Origin of the sequence: Clostridium muellerianum (genome assembly GCF_012926525.1) — a bacterium.
GTDB lineage: Bacteria > Bacillota > Clostridia > Clostridiales > Clostridiaceae > Clostridium_AM > Clostridium_AM muellerianum.
This window is the reverse complement of the sequence record NZ_JABBNI010000033.1, coordinates 1-18,065: the sequence shown is the minus strand read 5'-3', so window position 1 is coordinate 18,065 and position 18,065 is coordinate 1. Positions and strand designations below refer to the sequence as shown.

The 18,065-nt window shown below is 29.9% G+C and carries 14 protein-coding genes, 1 tRNA gene and 2 riboswitches; of the genes, 3 read left to right on the top strand and 12 right to left on the bottom strand.

Translation table 11 applies throughout. From position 1 onward, the window contains the following. Nucleotides 1–5: 5 nt before the first annotated feature. The 7 genes from HBE96_RS15780 to metF all read right to left on the bottom strand — a co-directional run bounded on the left by HBE96_RS15780 (nucleotide 6) and on the right by metF (nucleotide 6,847). The gene (locus HBE96_RS15780) at nucleotides 6–1,226 is read right to left on the bottom strand and encodes a type VII secretion protein EssB/YukC (protein ID WP_169298698.1); all 1,221 of its coding nucleotides are present in this window, start codon (nucleotides 1,224–1,226) and stop codon (nucleotides 6–8) included. 13 nt (nucleotides 1,227–1,239) lie between these two features. Then, on the bottom strand, nucleotides 1,240–1,470 hold the full coding sequence (locus HBE96_RS15775; RefSeq protein WP_206154960.1) for a hypothetical protein: 231 nt from the start codon (nucleotides 1,468–1,470) through the stop codon (nucleotides 1,240–1,242). Next, complete coding sequence (locus tag HBE96_RS15770) at nucleotides 1,451–1,954, bottom strand: hypothetical protein (RefSeq protein WP_169298696.1); 504 nt, start codon at nucleotides 1,952–1,954, stop codon at nucleotides 1,451–1,453. The genes HBE96_RS15775 and HBE96_RS15770 overlap by 20 nt, the downstream gene beginning before the upstream one ends. Nucleotides 1,955–2,014: 60 nt before the next feature. Next, nucleotides 2,015–2,311 (bottom strand): WXG100 family type VII secretion target, encoded by a 297-nt coding sequence (locus HBE96_RS15765; protein ID WP_169298695.1) that lies wholly within the window; start codon nucleotides 2,309–2,311, stop codon nucleotides 2,015–2,017. 212 nt (nucleotides 2,312–2,523) lie between these two features. Then, nucleotides 2,524–3,249, bottom strand: coding sequence for a beta/alpha barrel domain-containing protein (locus tag HBE96_RS15760; RefSeq protein ID WP_169298694.1), 726 nt, complete (start codon nucleotides 3,247–3,249; stop codon nucleotides 2,524–2,526). A gap of 127 nt (nucleotides 3,250–3,376) precedes the next feature. Then, nucleotides 3,377–5,776, bottom strand: coding sequence for a homocysteine S-methyltransferase family protein (locus HBE96_RS15755; protein WP_169298693.1), 2,400 nt, complete (start codon nucleotides 5,774–5,776; stop codon nucleotides 3,377–3,379). Between the two features lie 219 nt (nucleotides 5,777–5,995). Then, a complete protein-coding gene (gene metF / locus HBE96_RS15750) occupies nucleotides 5,996–6,847 on the bottom strand; it encodes a methylenetetrahydrofolate reductase [NAD(P)H] (protein WP_169298692.1) in 852 nt (283 codons plus the stop codon). Nucleotides 6,848–7,052: 205 nt separating this feature from the next. Continuing rightward, a riboswitch (SAM riboswitch) is annotated at nucleotides 7,053–7,166 on the bottom strand. A 243-nt stretch (nucleotides 7,167–7,409) separates the two neighbouring features. After that, a riboswitch (SAM riboswitch) is annotated at nucleotides 7,410–7,517 on the top strand. 127 nt (nucleotides 7,518–7,644) lie between these two features. On the opposite strand from metF, the gene HBE96_RS15745 reads away from it, so the two are divergent. Continuing rightward, a complete protein-coding gene (locus tag HBE96_RS15745; protein WP_169298691.1) occupies nucleotides 7,645–8,925 on the top strand; it encodes an O-acetylhomoserine aminocarboxypropyltransferase/cysteine synthase family protein in 1,281 nt (426 codons plus the stop codon). 329 nt (nucleotides 8,926–9,254) lie between these two features. Continuing rightward, nucleotides 9,255–10,493 (top strand): homoserine dehydrogenase, encoded by a 1,239-nt coding sequence (locus HBE96_RS15740; protein WP_169298690.1) that lies wholly within the window; start codon nucleotides 9,255–9,257, stop codon nucleotides 10,491–10,493. Between the two features lie 218 nt (nucleotides 10,494–10,711). Here the strand turns inward: HBE96_RS15740 and HBE96_RS15735 are convergent, their stop codons facing one another. From HBE96_RS15735 to HBE96_RS15720, 4 genes are all read right to left on the bottom strand, one after another. Next, the gene (locus HBE96_RS15735) at nucleotides 10,712–11,713 is read right to left on the bottom strand and encodes an isocitrate dehydrogenase (NAD(+)) (RefSeq protein WP_169298689.1); all 1,002 of its coding nucleotides are present in this window, start codon (nucleotides 11,711–11,713) and stop codon (nucleotides 10,712–10,714) included. A gap of 89 nt (nucleotides 11,714–11,802) precedes the next feature. Next, nucleotides 11,803–13,722, bottom strand: coding sequence for an aconitate hydratase (locus HBE96_RS15730; RefSeq protein WP_169298688.1), 1,920 nt, complete (start codon nucleotides 13,720–13,722; stop codon nucleotides 11,803–11,805). Nucleotides 13,723–13,740: 18 nt separating this feature from the next. Beyond that, a complete protein-coding gene (locus HBE96_RS15725; RefSeq protein ID WP_169298687.1) occupies nucleotides 13,741–15,111 on the bottom strand; it encodes a beta/alpha barrel domain-containing protein in 1,371 nt (456 codons plus the stop codon). Nucleotides 15,112–15,524: 413 nt separating this feature from the next. Then, nucleotides 15,525–16,238, bottom strand: a complete 714-nt coding sequence (locus tag HBE96_RS15720) for a lysophospholipid acyltransferase family protein (RefSeq protein ID WP_169298686.1) — start codon at nucleotides 16,236–16,238, stop codon at nucleotides 15,525–15,527. A 235-nt stretch (nucleotides 16,239–16,473) separates the two neighbouring features. Between HBE96_RS15720 and HBE96_RS15715 the strand changes: the two genes are divergently transcribed. Then, nucleotides 16,474–17,340, top strand: a complete 867-nt coding sequence (locus tag HBE96_RS15715; RefSeq protein ID WP_169298685.1) for a ComEC/Rec2 family competence protein — start codon at nucleotides 16,474–16,476, stop codon at nucleotides 17,338–17,340. A gap of 625 nt (nucleotides 17,341–17,965) precedes the next feature. Here the strand turns inward: HBE96_RS15715 and HBE96_RS15710 are convergent. Next, nucleotides 17,966–18,040: transfer RNA gene (locus tag HBE96_RS15710), tRNA-Asn, on the bottom strand. Nucleotides 18,041–18,065: the final 25 nt, after the last annotated feature.

Sequence of the window (18,065 nt, the reverse complement as noted above, 5' to 3'; positions counted from 1 at the left end):
TCCTCCTACTTACCTGGAGCTAAATTTATTCCGCTTCCTGATTCATTTGGTTTATTTCCGTTTACAGCTTTATCTTTAGTTGCATCAGTAGTAGTTGAATCTTTTGCTTTATTTTTTTTAGCCTCTTCTCCTATATTTAGTTTTTTAGTTAATTTTTCTATTTCAGATTGCAACCCCTCTTGTGCTTTTTGTTTTTCTTCTCCAGTCATCTTATCATTATCTTGTATATACTTTTGTTTATTCAAAAGAGCATATAAAAGCAATTCATCATCCTGTACTTTTTTAGCTGAATCTATTGCTTTATCATATTTTAATTTTCCTATAGCAATCCAATAATCCAAAATACTTTCATCACTTTTATCATTTAATGTGGCTATTATATTCTTCTTTTTATTTTCTGCGAGATTTTGTGACATTACATATGAATATGCAAGCTTATATTTTGATTCATTGTCAAGTTTTAACCCTCTTGTATTTTCAAAACATTTTATTACACCTTCATAATCTTGTTTCATATAATAGCTGTTAGCCTTAATTACCTTTCGTTCAAAGGGAACTAAGAATACTGCTGAATAAACTGTATACGCCATTAATCCAACTATTATTACACTCATTGCCCATATACTATATTTTCTTATTTTGTGATTCCTTAATTTTATTTCTATGTACTTTTCTTTATCTTCTTTTTCTTGTATTTTTAAATCTTCTAAAAGTTCATTTTTAATTTCTTCAATACTTTCAAGGGGCATGTACTTCTTAATTTTTTTATTCTTTTTTATCAAATCCATGCCGCCATTATAAAAGTCCTTGTATGAATACTTTTTATTAAATACATCTGCAATTAAACTTTTATACTGCAAAACTAAATCTTTATAATCTATAACCTCAGCCTCTAATCTTATATCTCTATTCTTGATTTTAGGAATATAGTTATAATCATAATAGATGTTATCTGGTTCTAATTTAAATGAATATTCCTCTGCTATTTCTAAAATACCACTAACATTTATTAAGAATCTCAACTTTTCAACATTTCTTCTATTCTTTATTTCATTAAAAGGCTGCAATTCGTTTAAATCATATATAAACTTTACTTCTTCGCCTTCAACTTTTGCTTTACATGGAATTAAATATGTGTTTCCATAAGTTAGCTTGTTAATTTCACTATCTCTTTTAGCATTAAGCTCTGATAGTTTAACTACTTTTTCAAATTCATTTTCTTTCATAATCATTTATCCTCTATAATAATTCTAATCTATCTCCTGTGTATATGTTATTTTCTTCAAAGGTGCTGTATATAGAAATTATTCTCTTCTCTCTTTTAGATTTACAATAATTTACCTTTTGTAAATCTAAATTTAATCCTAAACTATTATTAACTATCTTTATAGCTTCTTCTATAACTTGTTCACTATTTAAAGATATATCAAATTCACCTTTTCCCTGCATTCTAAAATCCAGTGTAATCATTATATTCACTGCGTTTTTCTTCTCTCCTTCGTTTATTAATATAATACAACCTTGTTGATATGCCTGTTAGCATGCATAAAAATATAATTACTGAAATGGTTATAATATTAATGCTACTATCCTCTTTTTTATATTCAATTTTTTTCTGTATACTTGGTTGAGCAAACAGACTATATGCTTCTATATTTTTAGAAAACTTTTTATCTCTAATAGATTTTGCATCAACTTTTGATAAAAAAATGCTATTGTATAAATCTTTTCTATTCTGCTTTTGTTTATTACTTATTTCTTGTTTTGTTTTTGTAACTTTATCTGTAAATAAGTCAATTCCATACATATCTGGTACTGACATATACGCCTCATTTTTACTACTTTTTAAAGAATCATGATCTATATTTAATTCATTATTTGCATTAACTTTATATATATTAAACGTAAATGTAATTAGAATCACTAATATACTTACTATTATTTTCTTTTTCATTCTTTAACTCCTAAAAGAGAGATGTTTATCATCTCTCTTTTAATTTAATTGTTAATTATATTATTTAACTCCAAATTGTGAAGCTATATCTTGATCTCTTTCTTGCATTGCAGCTCCAGTTTGTTGTAATTGATGAGAAATAGTTTCTACAAGATTGTGCATATTTACAAAGCTTGGTCTTAATTCATTGAATTGATTAGCAAAGCTTGTACTTGACTTTCCTTCCCATTCAGTTTGTAGTTCTGATATTAATGAAGTCATTCTAGTAATTACTTCATTAATTTTTTCTGCTTCTTGATGATAATCCCTTGACCTCTCCAACATACGTTCTGGTGAAATTCTAATTTGATCTGACATTTTAATTTTCCTCCCTTTTTTTGCATTACTTTACTTATTGTAGCACAACAATGATATTTTTTCCACTTCTGTAATATATCTACATAAATCAACAACATTTTATATTTCCTTAAGAATAAAAGCCATGCATATAAGGAAATTTATTTTCCTCTCTATGCATGACCTTTTTATATAGATATTTTATTCATCTTATAATCGTTATTTTACTATAATTAATCTTGTTTTTTATTGGACTCCACTGACATTTTCCTATACTTTTCCATTGTTACTGCAAACAATTCTGAAGTAGTTGGAGGTGTATATGAAATAGCGTTAGCACCTGCTTCAATAGTTTCTCTTATACCTTCATCATTCTTTCCACCAGTAGCTATTATAGGTAGATCCTCATACTTTTCTCTTATCTTCCTAACAACTTCAGCAGTTCTTTTTCCTGCTGATACATTAATTATAGTAGTTCCTGCTTCTATTCTTTTTTGTATATCATCATATTCCGAAACCACTGTAACTATAATAGGAATATCTATCGTATCCCTCATTGCTTCAATAACCTCATTTGATGTAGGGCTATTTACGACTACTCCCATAGCACCTTTAAATTCTGCATCCAATGCTAAATTTACTACTCTTTTTCCCATAGTAAGTCCACCACCAACGCCACAAAATACAGGTACATCTGAGGCTGTTACAAGTGCCTCTGTTATTACTGGTTGTGGCGTGAAAGGATATACTGCCATTATAGCATCTGCATTAGTATTTTTTATAACTGCAATATCCGTAGTAAATAAAAAAGATTTCAACCTTTTTCCAAATACCTTTATGCCACTAGCATTTCTTATTACTTGTGGAACATTTATCATATGGCTTCTTAAAGTTCCTTTTATCTCTGGAACATATTTACTACTTTTTATAATTTCATTCTCATTATTTATATCACTCATATATACACATGTTCTCCTTTCATATTAAATTGAACATATATATATTTTATCCTATAAATTAAAAATATTCTATATGATAAATATATTTCTAAACCTAACTATTAAATCGGGTAAATATAGGATATTTTTAATTATGGAAAATGTCTTCTGCAATCCTTACAGATTCTCTTGCATCCTTAGCATAAAAGTCCGCTCCTATCATTTCTGCATATTCTTCGTTAAGAACAGCTCCACCAACAAAGACTTTGCAGTCTAAATTATTTTTTCTTAAAGCCTCTATGGTCTTTTTCATATTGACAACAGTGGTAGTCATAAGAGCACTCAATCCTACAAGTTTAATATTATATTCTTTTACTGTATTAACTACCCTCTCAATAGGTACATCTTTTCCTAAATCTATTACTTCATATCCATAGTTTTCTAAAAGAACTTTTACAATATTTTTACCTATATCATGTATATCTCCTTTTACAGTTGCTAAAATGATTTTACCTTTTGCTATATTTTCCTCACCGCTTTCAGTAATCTTCTTCTTTATAACTTCAAAGGATTTCTTAACAGTTTCTGCAGATTGTATAAGCTGTGGTAAGAATATTTCTTTTTCTTCATACTGTTCCCCTACATAATCTAACGCTGGAATAATATAAGAATTAACAATTTCTAAAGGTTCTTTTGTTTGTAATAGAACTTCTGTACTGCTAATAGCATCTTTTTCTATTCCATCTACAATAATTTGCTTTAAATCTTTAACTTGTTCTATACTTTTATCACTTGTTTTAGCTATCTCTTTTTTACCTTGGGATTTTGCTCCATAATTTTCTACATAATCTTTACCTTCTTTATCCATATTAGATAAAACTTCAAAGGCAGTAATAGCTTCTTTCATTCCTTCATCTGCACTATTCATTATAGGTAAATCAAGACCTGCATAAAGTGCCATAGTTAAAAATGTTCTATTTAATATATCTCTTCTAGGAAGTCCAAAAGAAATATTGCTTACTCCAAGCACAGTTTTAACTCCTAACTTTTCCTTAACCATTTTTACAGCTTTTATTGTTTCTAAGGCTTCTTTCTGCTGAGCTGAGGCAGTTAAAGTAAGACAATCTATTATTATGTCTTTTTTATGTATACCATACTCTTTTGCAGCATTTACTATGTTTTCTGCTATTTTAAATCTACCCTCTGCTGTATTTGGAATACCATCTTCATCTATCGTTAACCCTATTACGCATGCTCCGTACTTTTTAACTATAGGAAAAACCTTTTTCATTATTTCTTCTTTTCCATTCACGGAATTTATAATAGGCTTACCGTTATAAACTCTAGCTCCAGCTTCTAAGGCTTCTTCATTTGGACTATCAATAGTTATAGGAAGCTGTACTACCTTCTGCATTGCTTTTATAGCTTTAATCATCATTTCTTTCTCATCAATTTCTGGAAGACCAACATTAAGTTCTAGTATATGTGCACCTTCTTCCTTTTGTTTCACTGCTTGAGCTTGAATGAAATCAACCTTTTTTTCTCTTAATTCTTCTTTATACTTTGATTTTCCTGTAGGATTAATTCTTTCTCCAACTATGGTTACCCTTTCACCTAAAAACACAACTTCTGTGGAAGAACTTGCTGCCGTAAAATTCTTCTCCTCTGTTTTTAGCGGCTTAATATCATTTAACTCCTCACACATTTTTTTTATAAAATCTGGATTAGTACCACAGCAGCCTCCTAAAATTCTTACTCCCTTTTCAGCCATAAGTTTTACATATTCAGCAAACTCTTTTGGAGCTATATCATATACTGTATTTTTTCCATCATATCTTGGAAGACCTGCATTAGGCTGTACCATAACAGGTATTGATGCATATTTTAATATTTCTTCCACTATAGGCATAAGTTCCTTAGGTCCTAATGAACAATTTACACCAAGAGCATCTACTCCCAATCCTTCTAAAACAAATACCATTGTTTTAGGATCTGTTCCCATTAAAGTTCTTCCATTATCCTGAAAAGTCATAGTACAAAATACTGGCAAGTCACTGTTTTCCTTTGCAGCAAGAACTGCAGCCTTTGTTTCATAAAGATCAGACATTGTTTCTATTAAAATTAAATCTGCACCTGCTTTTTCCCCTATTACAACCTGTTTTTTAAATAAATTGTATGCTGCTTCAAAACTTAAACTTCCTGTAGGTTCTAGCATTTGACCAATAGAACTTATATCTAAAGCCACAAGTTTATCACCTGCTGCTTCCTTTGCAATTTTTACTCCAGCTGTAATTACTTCTTCTATAGAATACTTAGAGGAACTATATTTTAACTCATTTGCTCCAAAGGTATTTGCAATTACTACATCTGCACCTGCATCAATATATTGTTTATGAATAGTTCTTATAATATCAGGATTGGTTATGTTTAAAGTTTCAGGTAGCTCCCCTACTTTAAGTCCTGACCTTTGAAGCATAGTACCCATTGCGCCATCAAATATAATAAATTTATCCTTAAACCTTTTTAAAATTAAATCATTTATCTTCAAGATTATATTCCCCTTTCATTAGTTCCAATATTATATATACTAATTTAACTTTCATACATATAAAGCTTTAACTTAATACAAGCATTATTTTTGAGATGACAGTGTCTGACGTAAGGAGGAAAACTTACCTTCATTGTCATCTATCCTATATCAATTGTCCTCTGAAAAGAAGGTTGCTTTGCAATATTTTTAAACTGCGAAAGTTGAGTTAAATTACTATTACTTAAAAGATACATTATCTAGTATGTTTTTAACAATGTCATGTTTATTCATAGTATAAAGATGTATTCCTTCCACTTTGTTTTTCAACAATTCTTCCATTTGATAGCTAGCATATTCTATTCCCGCCTTTTTGAGATCATCTTCATTATATTCATACTTACTCATGAAGCTCTTAACCTTATCTGGAAGAACAAATCCGGATAATTTTTGTATTTTTTCAATTAATGCTTTATTTACCGCAGGCATAATGCCAGTAACCACTGGAACCTTTATATTGTACTGATATAGCTTTTCTTTAAACTCAAAAAAGTTGTTATTGTCAAAAAATAACTGAGTAATTAATAAATCTGCACCTTCATCAACCTTTTCTTTTAAATATCTTACACCATTATCTAAATTTTTGCATTCATTATGTCCTTCTGGATAAGCTGCTGCAGCTATACATAAATTAGCATCTTCTTTTAATTTCCATATTAAATCTTTAGCATATCTATATGGATATTCTTTACCTTGTATAAATCCTTCTGGTATATCACCTCTTAGTGCTAATATATTTTCTATTTTACTCTGTTTTAACTTATTAATTATTTCTTCTATCTCTTCTTTTGTAGATGCAGCGCAGGTTAAATGTGCTAATGCTTCTATTCCATAATTATTTTTTATTGTTGAAGCTATTTCTACAGTTCTATCCTTACTGCTCCCACCGGCTCCATAAGTTATACTTATAAAATCTGGATTAAACTTTTTTAATTCTTGTATAGTATTAAATATATTATCTAAATTTTTAGGTGGAAATATTTCAAAAGATAAAGTAGTTTCTTTTTTTAAAAATGCATCTTTTATAAACATGTATTTCGCTCCTTTTATCAGTAGTAAATTCTTTGAAATCAGTTCAACTGATTAATTTTTCTTTAGTTGATGATTATCATAAACAGTGTTCATGATCAGTATTTAAAAAACACTTATTTGCTATTTTACTTTAAACTTCATATAAACTTAAAAAGCTGCCTTTCTTAAGAAAAGCAGCTTTAAAATTTCTAACTTTAAACTTCTTTTCTTATCTACCAGAATAAAAATTTATTCTGCAGGAATTGACACCGATACATTCTATTTCAATGCCGGTTGTCGGGCTTCACAGGGCCAGTCCCTCCACCACTCTTGATAAGATTTTTCATTAAATTATACTTATTGTTAATAATATATATGTTTATTTATGTTGTCAATACTTTTTTCTTGAAAAAGAAATGAATAAAAAAAATTTTCAATAAATTTAGTTTTTTATTTGTTTTAAACTTAAGTTATTTCAATATCTCCATTGAATTTTAAAAAATATAAATTTTATTTTTTTATTTTTAACGTATTGACAACTAAAAGTAATATCTGTTATCATTTATTCAATCAAATACGGAACTTCTTATCTAGAGAGGCTGAGGGACTGGCCCTATGACGCCCAGCAACCTGAATAACATTTTTGTTCAAAGGTGCTAATTCCAGCAGGTTAAAACCTGAAAGATGAGAAGCTAGGAGAAAGATCTTCTTGTAGCTTTTCTACAAGAAGATTTTTTTACACAAAATTTCCTAAGCAATTGTCAATATAGAAGTTTCGTCCATATATTAAATTTAATAATATCTAGGAGGAATTTAAAATGAGTGAAAGAAAATTATCATTTGAAACATTACAAGTACATGCAGGTCAAGAGCCAGATCCAACAACAGGATCAAGAGCTGTTCCAATTTATCAAACATCATCTTACGTATTTAAAAATGCAGATCATGCTGCAAATCTATTCCAATTAAAAGAACCTGGAAATGTTTATACAAGAATTATGAATCCAACTACAGATGTATTTGAAAAAAGAGTTGCTGAACTAGAAGGTGGATCTGCAGGACTAGCAACAGCATCAGGTGTAGCCGCTATTACATACGCTATACTTAATGTTGCAAGTGCTGGTGATGAAATAGTTGCAGCAAGTACTTTATATGGTGGAACTTATGAATTATTTGGAGTAACTCTAAAAAAACTTGGAATAAAAGTTACATTTGTAAATCCAGATGATCCTGAAAACTTTAGAAAAGCCATCACAGATAAAACAAAGGCACTTTATGGCGAAACTATAGGAAATCCAAGAATCAATGTACTTGATATAGAAGCCGTAGCAAACATTGCACATGAAAATAAAATACCGCTTATTATAGATAATACTTTCGGTACTCCATACCTTGTTAGACCAATAGAATTTGGAGCAGATGTAGTTGTTCACTCTGCAACTAAATTTATAGGCGGACATGGAACTACAATTGGTGGAATTATAGTTGATGGTGGTAAATTTGATTGGAGAGGCAGCGGAAAATTCCCTGACTTTACAACACCAGATAAAAGCTATAACGGATTAGTATATGCTAATTTAGGTGCAGAGGCTTTTGCTGTAAAAGCTAGAGTTCAGCTTTTAAGAAATACTGGAGCAACTCTTAGTCCGCAAAGTGCATTCTTATTCCTTCAAGGCTTAGAATCCTTATCATTAAGAGTAGAAAGACACGTATCAAATACACGAAAAATTGTTGAATTTTTAAATAATCATCCAAAAGTTTCTTGGGTAAACTATCCTGAATTAGAAGGTAACCCATATAATGATCTATCTAAAAAATATTTACCAAAAGGGGCTGGTTCTATATTCACATTTGGAATTAAAGGTGGATTAGAAGCTGGAAAAAGATTTATAAATAGTGTTGAATTATTCTCATTACTTGCAAATGTAGCAGATGTAAAATCACTTGTAATTCATCCTTCAAGCACAACTCATGCAGAACTTAATGAAGAAGAGCAAAAAGCTGCCGGAGTTACACCTGACATGATAAGACTTTCTATTGGTATAGAAGGTGTTGATGATCTTATATATGACTTAGATCAAGCTCTTGCAAAAGCTTAAAAAATAATACGAAGTATTATTTTTAGAGGACAGAGGACAATTGACAGAGGACAGTGAAGGATGATTTTTCTCCTCTGCGCTACGAAAAATATTTAATTAAATTTTGGATAGATAGTTTCGCTAAAGCGAAACATTGGTGACTAATATAAATCTAAAGATTATTTTGCTTTAGCAAAACAATCTTTAAAAATAAATTAGTTTTCTGACATAAGGAGGAAAACTCACCTTCATTGTCCTCTGTCCTCTGTCAATTGTCCTCTCAAAAAACTTACTTCGCATTACGTTTATTTTAATTAAAAAATTTCATATATATAAGGGGGCTTTTTAACATGGCATCTATTGCAATATTAGGTTATGGCGTAGTTGGAACAGGTACTGCTGAATTAATAAATAAGAACAAGGAAAGATTTAAAAAAATTACAGGTGAAGAACTTAAGCTTTCAAATATATTAGTTAGAAATATTGAAAAACACAAAGAAAAAAAGAATTCTAAAATCTTAACTGATAACTTTGATCATATTTTGAAAAGCCCTGTAGATATAATTGTTGAAGTTATGGGTGGTGTTAATCCCGCTTATAAATATGTAAAAAAAGCTTTAACATCAAAAAAACATGTAGTAACAGCTAACAAGGACTTAATGGCAGAACACGGAAAAGAATTATTAGATCTAGCTTATGAAAATGGTGTTACATTAAATTTTGAAGCCAGTGTAGGTGGGGGAATACCTATATTGAAACCTCTTATGGAATGTCTCACAGGTAATGAAATTGTAAGCATCAAAGCAATACTAAATGGTACTACAAACCTTATGCTTTCAAAAATGTATAATGAAAATATGAATTATGAAGAAGCTTTAAAAATTGCACAAGACCTGGGCTTTGCTGAAGCTAATCCTGATTCCGATGTTTTAGGTTATGATGCAGCAAGAAAGTTATCCATATTATCTACCATTGCTTATGACAAAAAAGTTAATTGGAAAGATGTACACATACAAGGTATTACCGATATAGATGCCGACGATTTTAAATATGCTAAAGCTAATGGTTATAATATAAAACTTTTAGCTATAAGTAAAAAAGAAGATGATGGTATTTTTGCTTCTGTACAACCTGTTATTGTAGATAAAAATTCAGAACTTAGCAAAATTGAAAATGAAGTAAATGCTATTGTTATAAAAGGAGACGCTGTAGGCGATGTTGTTTTTTCAGGTAAAGGAGCAGGAATGTTTCCAACTGCCAGTGCAGTTTTTGGTGATATAGCCGACATAATTCAAAATAAAAATAAAAGATCAATTAAATTTAACAATGAAAATGCTAATATACAAAAACTCTACAATTATAAATCCAGCTGGCTTATAAGATTAAAAACTACTGATAAAATAGACACTATGTGCAATTTAACAGGCAGCTTTAAAAATTGCCACATCTTTAAAAATGATTTAAATCCCCAAAATGAAGTTATAGCTATTATTAAAGAAGAAACTGAGAATGATTTAAATTGTAAATTAAAAAACCTTGAAGCTTCAAAACATGTTCAACACATAAAAAAATTCTTACATATTAAATAAAAGGTTTCTATCTCAAAACAAATCTTTAGTAAATGCTTATCTTATAAATAATCCACATAAATAAAAGCTATGAAATGTATTAATTCTACATATCATAGCTTTTTAAATTTTAAGTAAGATGTTAAAAATCGTGCATTAATATTTCCAAAGAAATATCTTTTTATTCTATAACTACCCATTAATACTTTTGCTTTTTAAAAGTACAATAAAATACACTTTTATTTCATTGCTTGAATTATTGCATCAGTGAATTCTACAGTATTTGAATTTCCGCCTAAATCGGAAGTTACATGTTTTCCTTCTTTTATTACCGCTGATACCGCCTTCTCTATTTTAGAAGCTGCCTCAAATTCTCCTATATGGTTAAGCATCATAACTCCTGACAGTACAGCTGCAACAGGATTTGACATGTTCTTTCCTGCTATATCCGGTGCAGAACCATGAGCAGGTTCAAATACAGCTGCTTCATCTCCTATATTAGCACCTGGAACTAATCCAAGTCCACCAACTAAACCTGATGCCATATCGGAAAGTATATCGCCATAAAGATTAGGCATTACAAGCACATCATATTTTTCTGGACTTAATACAAGTTTCATACTCATAGCATCTACTATTACATCTTCAAATTCTATATCCTTATATTCTTCCGCTATATTTCTTGCACATTTTAAGAAAAGTCCATCAGACATTTTCATTATATTAGCTTTATGTACCGCTGTAACCTTTTTTCTATTATTTTTTCTTGCATACTCAAAAGCAGTTCTTACTATTCTATCACTAGCTTTTTTAGATATAATTTTTATACTTTCTGCAATATCTTCACTTACCATATGCTCTATACCAGCATATAAATCTTCAGTGTTTTCTCTAAAAATCACTAAATCTACATTATCATATCTTGATTCTACTCCTTCATAAGTTTTTATAGGTCTTACATTAGAATAGAGATTTAAAGTTTGTCTTAAAGTAACATTTACACTTCTAAAACCCTTACCTACAGGTGTAGTAACAGGTCCCTTTAGTGCTATTTTATTTTTCTTTATACTTTCTAAAACATAATCAGGTAATGGGGTACCGTACTTTTCAATTACTGCTGCCCCAGCTTCCACTACATCCCATTCTATATTTACACCACTAGCATCTATAATTTTTCTTGCTGCCAAAGTAACCTCAGGTCCTATTCCATCTCCAGGAATAAGTGTTATTTTGTGTACCATAAAATCGCCTCCAAAACTTTATTAACAGTGAATTGGGAACAGAAATTTTCCGTTCCCAATTATATTTTATACTTTTTACTTTTAAAAAATTAATTGGATTTTACTAAATTTAAAAGTCCACCTGCTTTTATCATTTTCTTCTGTCTATCTGTAATGTTTAAAGACATTTTATATTCCTGATTTTTAGTTTTATTCTTAACTATAACTACACCAGTTTCCATTTGTTCTACTGCATTATCTATTACTAATTCGTCCATAGCGTCTATCTTATCATAGTCCTCTACATTAATAAATACTAAGGGCATTATACCATTATTTATAAGATTCGCCATATGAATTCTTGCAAAAGATTTAGCAAGTACTGCCTTTATTCCTAAATAAAGAGGTGCTAATGCTGCATGTTCTCTACTAGAACCCTGACCATAATTTCCTCCTGCAACTATAAATCCGCCGCCATTTTCCTTAGCTTTCTTTGGAAAATCCTTATCACAAGGTGTTAAACAATACTCTGAAAGATAAGGAATATTAGATCTATATGGCAATAGCTTAGCATTTGAAGGCATTATATGATCTGTAGTTATGTTATCTGAAACCTTGGTTAAAACCTTGCCTTCCACTGTATCTGATAATGGTTTTGCTTTAGGAAATGGTTTTATATTAGGTCCTCTAACTACTTCTACCTCCTCACCTTCTGGTGCTGGTGGTACTATAAGATTATCATTTATAAGGAACTTTTCAGGAGTTTCAACTTTAAAAAATTCTCCTAAATCTCTAGGATCTGTAATATACCCTGTTAAAGCTGAAGCTGCTGCAACCTCTGGACTTACTATATATACTTTAGCTGAAACAGTACCAGATCTTCCTTCAAAATTTCTATTAAATGTTCTAAGTGATACTGCATCTGTAGATGGTGATTGCCCCATACCTATGCATGGTCCACAGGCACATTCTAGTACTCTAGCTCCAGATGAAACAATACTTGCTAATGCACCATTTTTAGCTAACATGTTTAATACTTGTTTGGAACCTGGTGCAATAACTAAAGATACATTTTCATTTACTGTTTTTCCCTCTAAAATTTTAGCAACCTTCATCATATCTGCATAAGAAGAATTTGTACAACTTCCTATACATACCTGGTTAACTTTTATATTTTTTAACTTAGTAATATTATCTACATTATCTGGGCTATGTGGACATGCTGCTAACGGTTGTAATTCATCTAAATTTATTTCAACTTCTTCATCATATACTGCATCACTATCTGCTTTTATTTCTATAAAATCTTTTTCTCTTCCTTGTGCTTTTAAGAACTCGTAAGTTACTTCATCACTTGGAAATAAAGAAGTTGTAGCCCCAAGTTCTGCTCCCATATTTGTAATAGTAGCTCTCTCTGGAACTGATAAACTTTTAATACCTTCACCACAGTATTCAAATATTTTACCTACCCCACCTTTAACTGTAAGCCTTTTTAAAACTTCCAAGATAATATCTTTTGCAGAAATCCAGTGCTTTAATTTACCCTTTAAATTTACCTTAACAATACTAGGCATATTTATGTAATACTCACCGCCGCCCATAGCTACAGCTACATCTAATCCACCTGCGCCTATAGCAAGCATTCCAATACCGCCGCCTGTAGGAGTGTGACTATCGGAACCTAAAAGAGTATCTCCAGGTACACCAAATCTCTCTAAATTTACTTGATGACATATACCATTACCTGGTTTTGAAAAATATATTCCATGTCTTTTTGCTACAGTCTGAATATACAAATGATCATCTGCATTTTCTGGACCTGATTGAAGTATATTATGATCTATATAAGCTGTAGATCTTTTAGTCTTAACTCTATCTATACCTAAAGCTTCAAATTGCAAATAAGCCATTGTTCCTGTAGAATCTTGTGTTAAAGTTTGATCTATTTTTATGGAAATTTCACTTCCAGGAATCATTTCACCCTTTATAATGTGATTTTTTATTATTTTCTTTGCAACATTTAATCCCATGCAATTACCTCCTGTTATCTAGCTTGCTCTCGTTTCACTTTTTTTTAAAATTTCTGGCATATACTTTTCTACCATAAGTTCTAATTCATTATTTCCGATAATACTGGTTCTACCTTCTTTATATTGTTCCTCAACCCAATCTCTTATTTCCCCAACTCTTGGATCTTTTTTATCTATCTTTTCATCATCTTTAAGTCTGTAGTAAGTATTAATCCATGCGGCAACTCCTGCCAAACCTGAATACTGATTTACTGCAACTACAACAGGCCTATCCAATATTTTATCTGTATCAAATATATTATATATTTCTTCATCTTTTAATATACCATCTGCATGTATGCCAGCTCTTGTTACATTAAATTGACTTCCAACAAAAGGAGTTCTTTCTGGTATGTCATAATTCATTTCCTTTTTAAAGTATTCAGACAACTCAGTTATAATATGCAAATTCATATTTTTCTTATTGCCCTTTAATTGAGCATATTCAAATATCATAGCTTCTAATGGACAATTTCCAGTTCTCTCCCCAATACCTAAAAGAGAAGTATTTATTGAAGATGCCCCATATAACCATGCTGTAGAAGAATTACTTACTACTGCATAAAAATCATTATGACCGTGCCATTCTATCATTTCAGAAGGAACACCGCAATTAGTTCTAAGTCCGTGAATTAATCCTTGTACACTTCTTGGAAGTGACGCCCCACTATAAGGAACTCCTAATCCCAAAGTATCACAAGCCCTTATTTTTATAGGTATATTAGACTGCTTTGAAAGTTCCATAAGCTTATTTACAAAAGGCACTACAAATCCATAAAAATCTGCTCTAGTTATATCTTCTAAATGACATCTTGGACGTATACCATTATTTAAAGCTTCTTTTACAATGGATAAATACATATCCATAGCCTGCTGTCTTGTCTTATTTAATTTTCTAAATATGTGATAATCTGAACAAGACATGAGCATTCCTGTCTCTTTTATGCCCATTTCTTTAACCAATTTAAAATCTTCTTTATTTGCTCTTATCCATGATGTAACTTCAGGAAACTCATATCCTCTTTCCATACAAACTTGAGCCGCTTTTCTATCCTTCTCTGTATATAAAAAGAATTCTGTTTGACGAATTATTCCTGAATTATTATCCAATTTATGAAGATAATCAAAAATTTTTATGATTTGCTCAGCAGCATATGGAGGCATAGATTGTTGTCCATCTCTAAATGTAGTATCTGTAATCCATATGTTTTCTGGTAAATCCATTGGGACTTGAATTTGATTAAAATTTACTTTTGGAATCTCTTTATAAGGAAATATATCCTTATAAAGATTTGGTGTACCCACATCTTGTAAACAATGTTCATATGAAGACTTTCTTAAACTTTCCATTTTGCCCTCCTTAATTATCTATAAAAATATTGGCTCTATTGGTTTTCACTAGTTTTTGAATGAGTTTCACTCATCAATTGCAAGGATAAATTTTACAGATTTTTCATTCAAATTAATTTTTATACACTATAAATGAATATTTATTAGTTTTTTCGTTGTATAACCAATGTATTAAGTATATTTATGCCTATATTGTAACATTTATATTTGAGATTATCAAATATAATTTTACGAGTTTTTGTAATTTTTATCTACTCATTCTTCATTTTAGCTGCTTTTCTTGTTAAATAGGACTTTTATTAAGTGTAATTGGCACTATAAAAAAAAGAACTTAGCCTGCATCACCACAAAGCTAAGTTCTTTTATTTTCTTTCATAAACCTTATACTTCTATTCATAAAATTTTAATAATGTTTATTTGATATTGTTCTCTATTATAGATTTTATATGTTCTGAAAGGTTTCCCTGTTCTTCTTTAGATAATTGTTCTGTATATATAGGTTCACATATTGTAACCGTTACATCACCTGATTTTATAGCACTCATTTTATTTCCTTCACGAAGCTTATAAGTTCCATTTATAGCTATAGGAATTATAGGAACTTTAGCTTTTAAGGCTAACTTCATACTTCCTTTTTTAAATTCTCCAATCTTAGGCCCCTTACTCCTTGTTCCTTCAGGAAAAATAACCATACTACAACCATTTTTTAAATTATCAACGCCTTCATTTATAGCTTTCATAGATTCTCTTATATTTTCCCTGTCCATAAATATGCAGTGCATCTGTTTCATCCAATAACTTACCATCGAAAATTTCAATATTTCTTTCTTAGCTATAAAACCAACTGATCTATCTAAACTTGAAATTACTACAGGTATGTCCAAAAAACCCTGATGATTTACCACATAAACACATGTACCGTCTATAATATTTTCTTTTCCTCTAACATCTATTCTTGCACCAACCCTTTTTAATACATGTGAAGCCCATTCTTTAACACATTCATTTATTCTACTTTCAGCTTCTTGAAACCTTTCTTGCTTTCTTAATCCCTCTACTTTATTTCTTTTAAACATTGACATAACCATATAAATAAAAAAATCTAAGTAAAATAAAATAGTTTTCATTTCTTTTCTTCCTCTCTCCTTTACAATAAATACTTCATAAACTAAATAAGTTTGATTAAATAAAATTTTTAATAAAATAAATTCACTTGTTATTATACCATTAAAATTCACTATAGTAATTATTAAGTGTTATATACCTTCTATTTTTTATATATACTAAAAATTGTCTTTACTTATTCGTAAAAAATGCTAAACTTATGTTTGTATTAAAATTTAATTAACCAGGAGGTAAGAAATGCAACATTACAAAAAACTTTTTAAAGTTATCATTCCATTATTCATAGCTATATTCACTTTTACTGCATGCAATAATTCAAAAAATGCTGTAAATAATCCAACCCAAAATACTCAAAATATTATAAAGGTAAATTACATTGATGTAGGCCAGGGTGATAGTGAATTGATACAGGTTAATGGCAAAAATCTTCTCATAGATGCAGGTCCAAATGAAAGCATCGATAAACTGATGAATTATTTAAGCAAACAAAATATAAAAAAACTTGATTATATTGTTGCGACACATCCAGATGAAGACCATATAGGCGGTATGAGCTCTGTAATAAAAAAATATGATATAGGTGAATTCTATGCTCCCAAAAAATTAGCAAACACTAGAACCTTTGAGAACATGGCAACTGCATTAAAAAGTAAAAGCCTTAAAATAAATGCAGGAAAAGCTGGAATAAACTTAGATTTAGGCAATAACATAACCTGTGAAATGTTAGCTCCAAATAGTGATAAATATAAAGATACCAATAACTATTCAATAGTTATTAAAATAACCTATGGAGAATCCAAATTTTTATTTACAGGAGATGCTGAAAGAATTAGCGAGACAGAAATGCTAAATAAAAATTTAGATTTATCTGCTGATGTATTAAAAGTTGGTCATCATGGAAGTTCTTCATCTTCATCTAATGAATTTTTAAATAAAGTTAATCCTAAAATAGCAATCATAAGCTGTGGCAAAGATAATAAATATGGACATCCTCATCATGAAACAGTAACAAAACTTAAAAATAGAAAAGTTCAAATTTATAGAACTGATGTAGATGGAAGTATAGTTTTGATAAGTGATGGTAAAAAGATAGCTAAACAATAAAGTTGATAGCTTAAAATTAGATTTCTAAGAAAAACATTTTGTTTTTATAAAATAAGCATAATGCGACGTAAGTAACCGGAGAAACGTTAAGCTGTATTACGTCTGATATATGTTGTGCAGGAACACTCACTTCATTAAGAAGTTCTAATTGCTCGAATGTTCCTGCACAACATATATCAGTCTTCATACAGCTTAACGTTTCTTCTTACTTCAGTTTGCATATATACTATTATTACTATTATCTTACAAAGCGTAGCTTTCATAATAATTATTTTTTATCTATATATTTTAAGTTATTTATTCTAATTACAACCTAAGGTGTAGCCTAAAGTAATAGATTCATTTTCAATTCTAGCAATTCTATTATCCCTAAAGGAATATTTTTACTTTATGTGTTTATTCTAAAGGCTTTCGCCTAAATTTTTTAGAGCTAAATTATAAAATTATCAATAGTAATATGTGCAACTGAAGTTACTAGTTTTGATTTTATATCACGTAGTAAAAGTTAAAATCAAAACTTTTACTTTACTTTGCGTCACATTATTTTTAAAGTATAAAACTAACTATTTATTTTCCACGTAAAAAAAGACTGTATACTTACAGTCTTTAATAATTCATATAAAATTGGCTCCGCGAAAAGGATTCGAACCTTCAACCTATCGGTTAACAGCCGAGTGCTCCACCATTGAGCTATCGCGGAACGCATTACCTGGCAACTACCTACT

What these genes read in the sequence shown, in the direction of transcription:
- HBE96_RS15720 (WP_169298686.1), bottom strand. Translation starts at nt 16,238, where the DNA reads ATGAAAACTATTTTATTTTACTTAGATTTTTTTATTTATATGGTTATG.
- HBE96_RS15760 (WP_169298694.1), bottom strand. Translation starts at nt 3,249, where the DNA reads ATGAGTGATATAAATAATGAGAATGAAATTATAAAAAGTAGTAAATAT.
- HBE96_RS15765 (WP_169298695.1), bottom strand. Translation starts at nt 2,311, where the DNA reads ATGTCAGATCAAATTAGAATTTCACCAGAACGTATGTTGGAGAGGTCA.
- HBE96_RS15775 (WP_206154960.1), bottom strand. Translation starts at nt 1,470, where the DNA reads ATGATTACACTGGATTTTAGAATGCAGGGAAAAGGTGAATTTGATATA.
- HBE96_RS15780 (WP_169298698.1), bottom strand. Translation starts at nt 1,226, where the DNA reads ATGAAAGAAAATGAATTTGAAAAAGTAGTTAAACTATCAGAGCTTAAT.
- HBE96_RS15740 (WP_169298690.1), top strand. Translation starts at nt 9,255, where the DNA reads ATGGCATCTATTGCAATATTAGGTTATGGCGTAGTTGGAACAGGTACT.
- metF (WP_169298692.1), bottom strand. Translation starts at nt 6,847, where the DNA reads ATGTTTATAAAAGATGCATTTTTAAAAAAAGAAACTACTTTATCTTTT.
- HBE96_RS15725 (WP_169298687.1), bottom strand. Translation starts at nt 15,111, where the DNA reads ATGGAAAGTTTAAGAAAGTCTTCATATGAACATTGTTTACAAGATGTG.
- HBE96_RS15735 (WP_169298689.1), bottom strand. Translation starts at nt 11,713, where the DNA reads ATGGTACACAAAATAACACTTATTCCTGGAGATGGAATAGGACCTGAG.
- HBE96_RS15745 (WP_169298691.1), top strand. Translation starts at nt 7,645, where the DNA reads ATGAGTGAAAGAAAATTATCATTTGAAACATTACAAGTACATGCAGGT.
- HBE96_RS15770 (WP_169298696.1), bottom strand. Translation starts at nt 1,954, where the DNA reads ATGAAAAAGAAAATAATAGTAAGTATATTAGTGATTCTAATTACATTT.
- HBE96_RS15730 (WP_169298688.1), bottom strand. Translation starts at nt 13,722, where the DNA reads ATGGGATTAAATGTTGCAAAGAAAATAATAAAAAATCACATTATAAAG.
- HBE96_RS15715 (WP_169298685.1), top strand. Translation starts at nt 16,474, where the DNA reads ATGCAACATTACAAAAAACTTTTTAAAGTTATCATTCCATTATTCATA.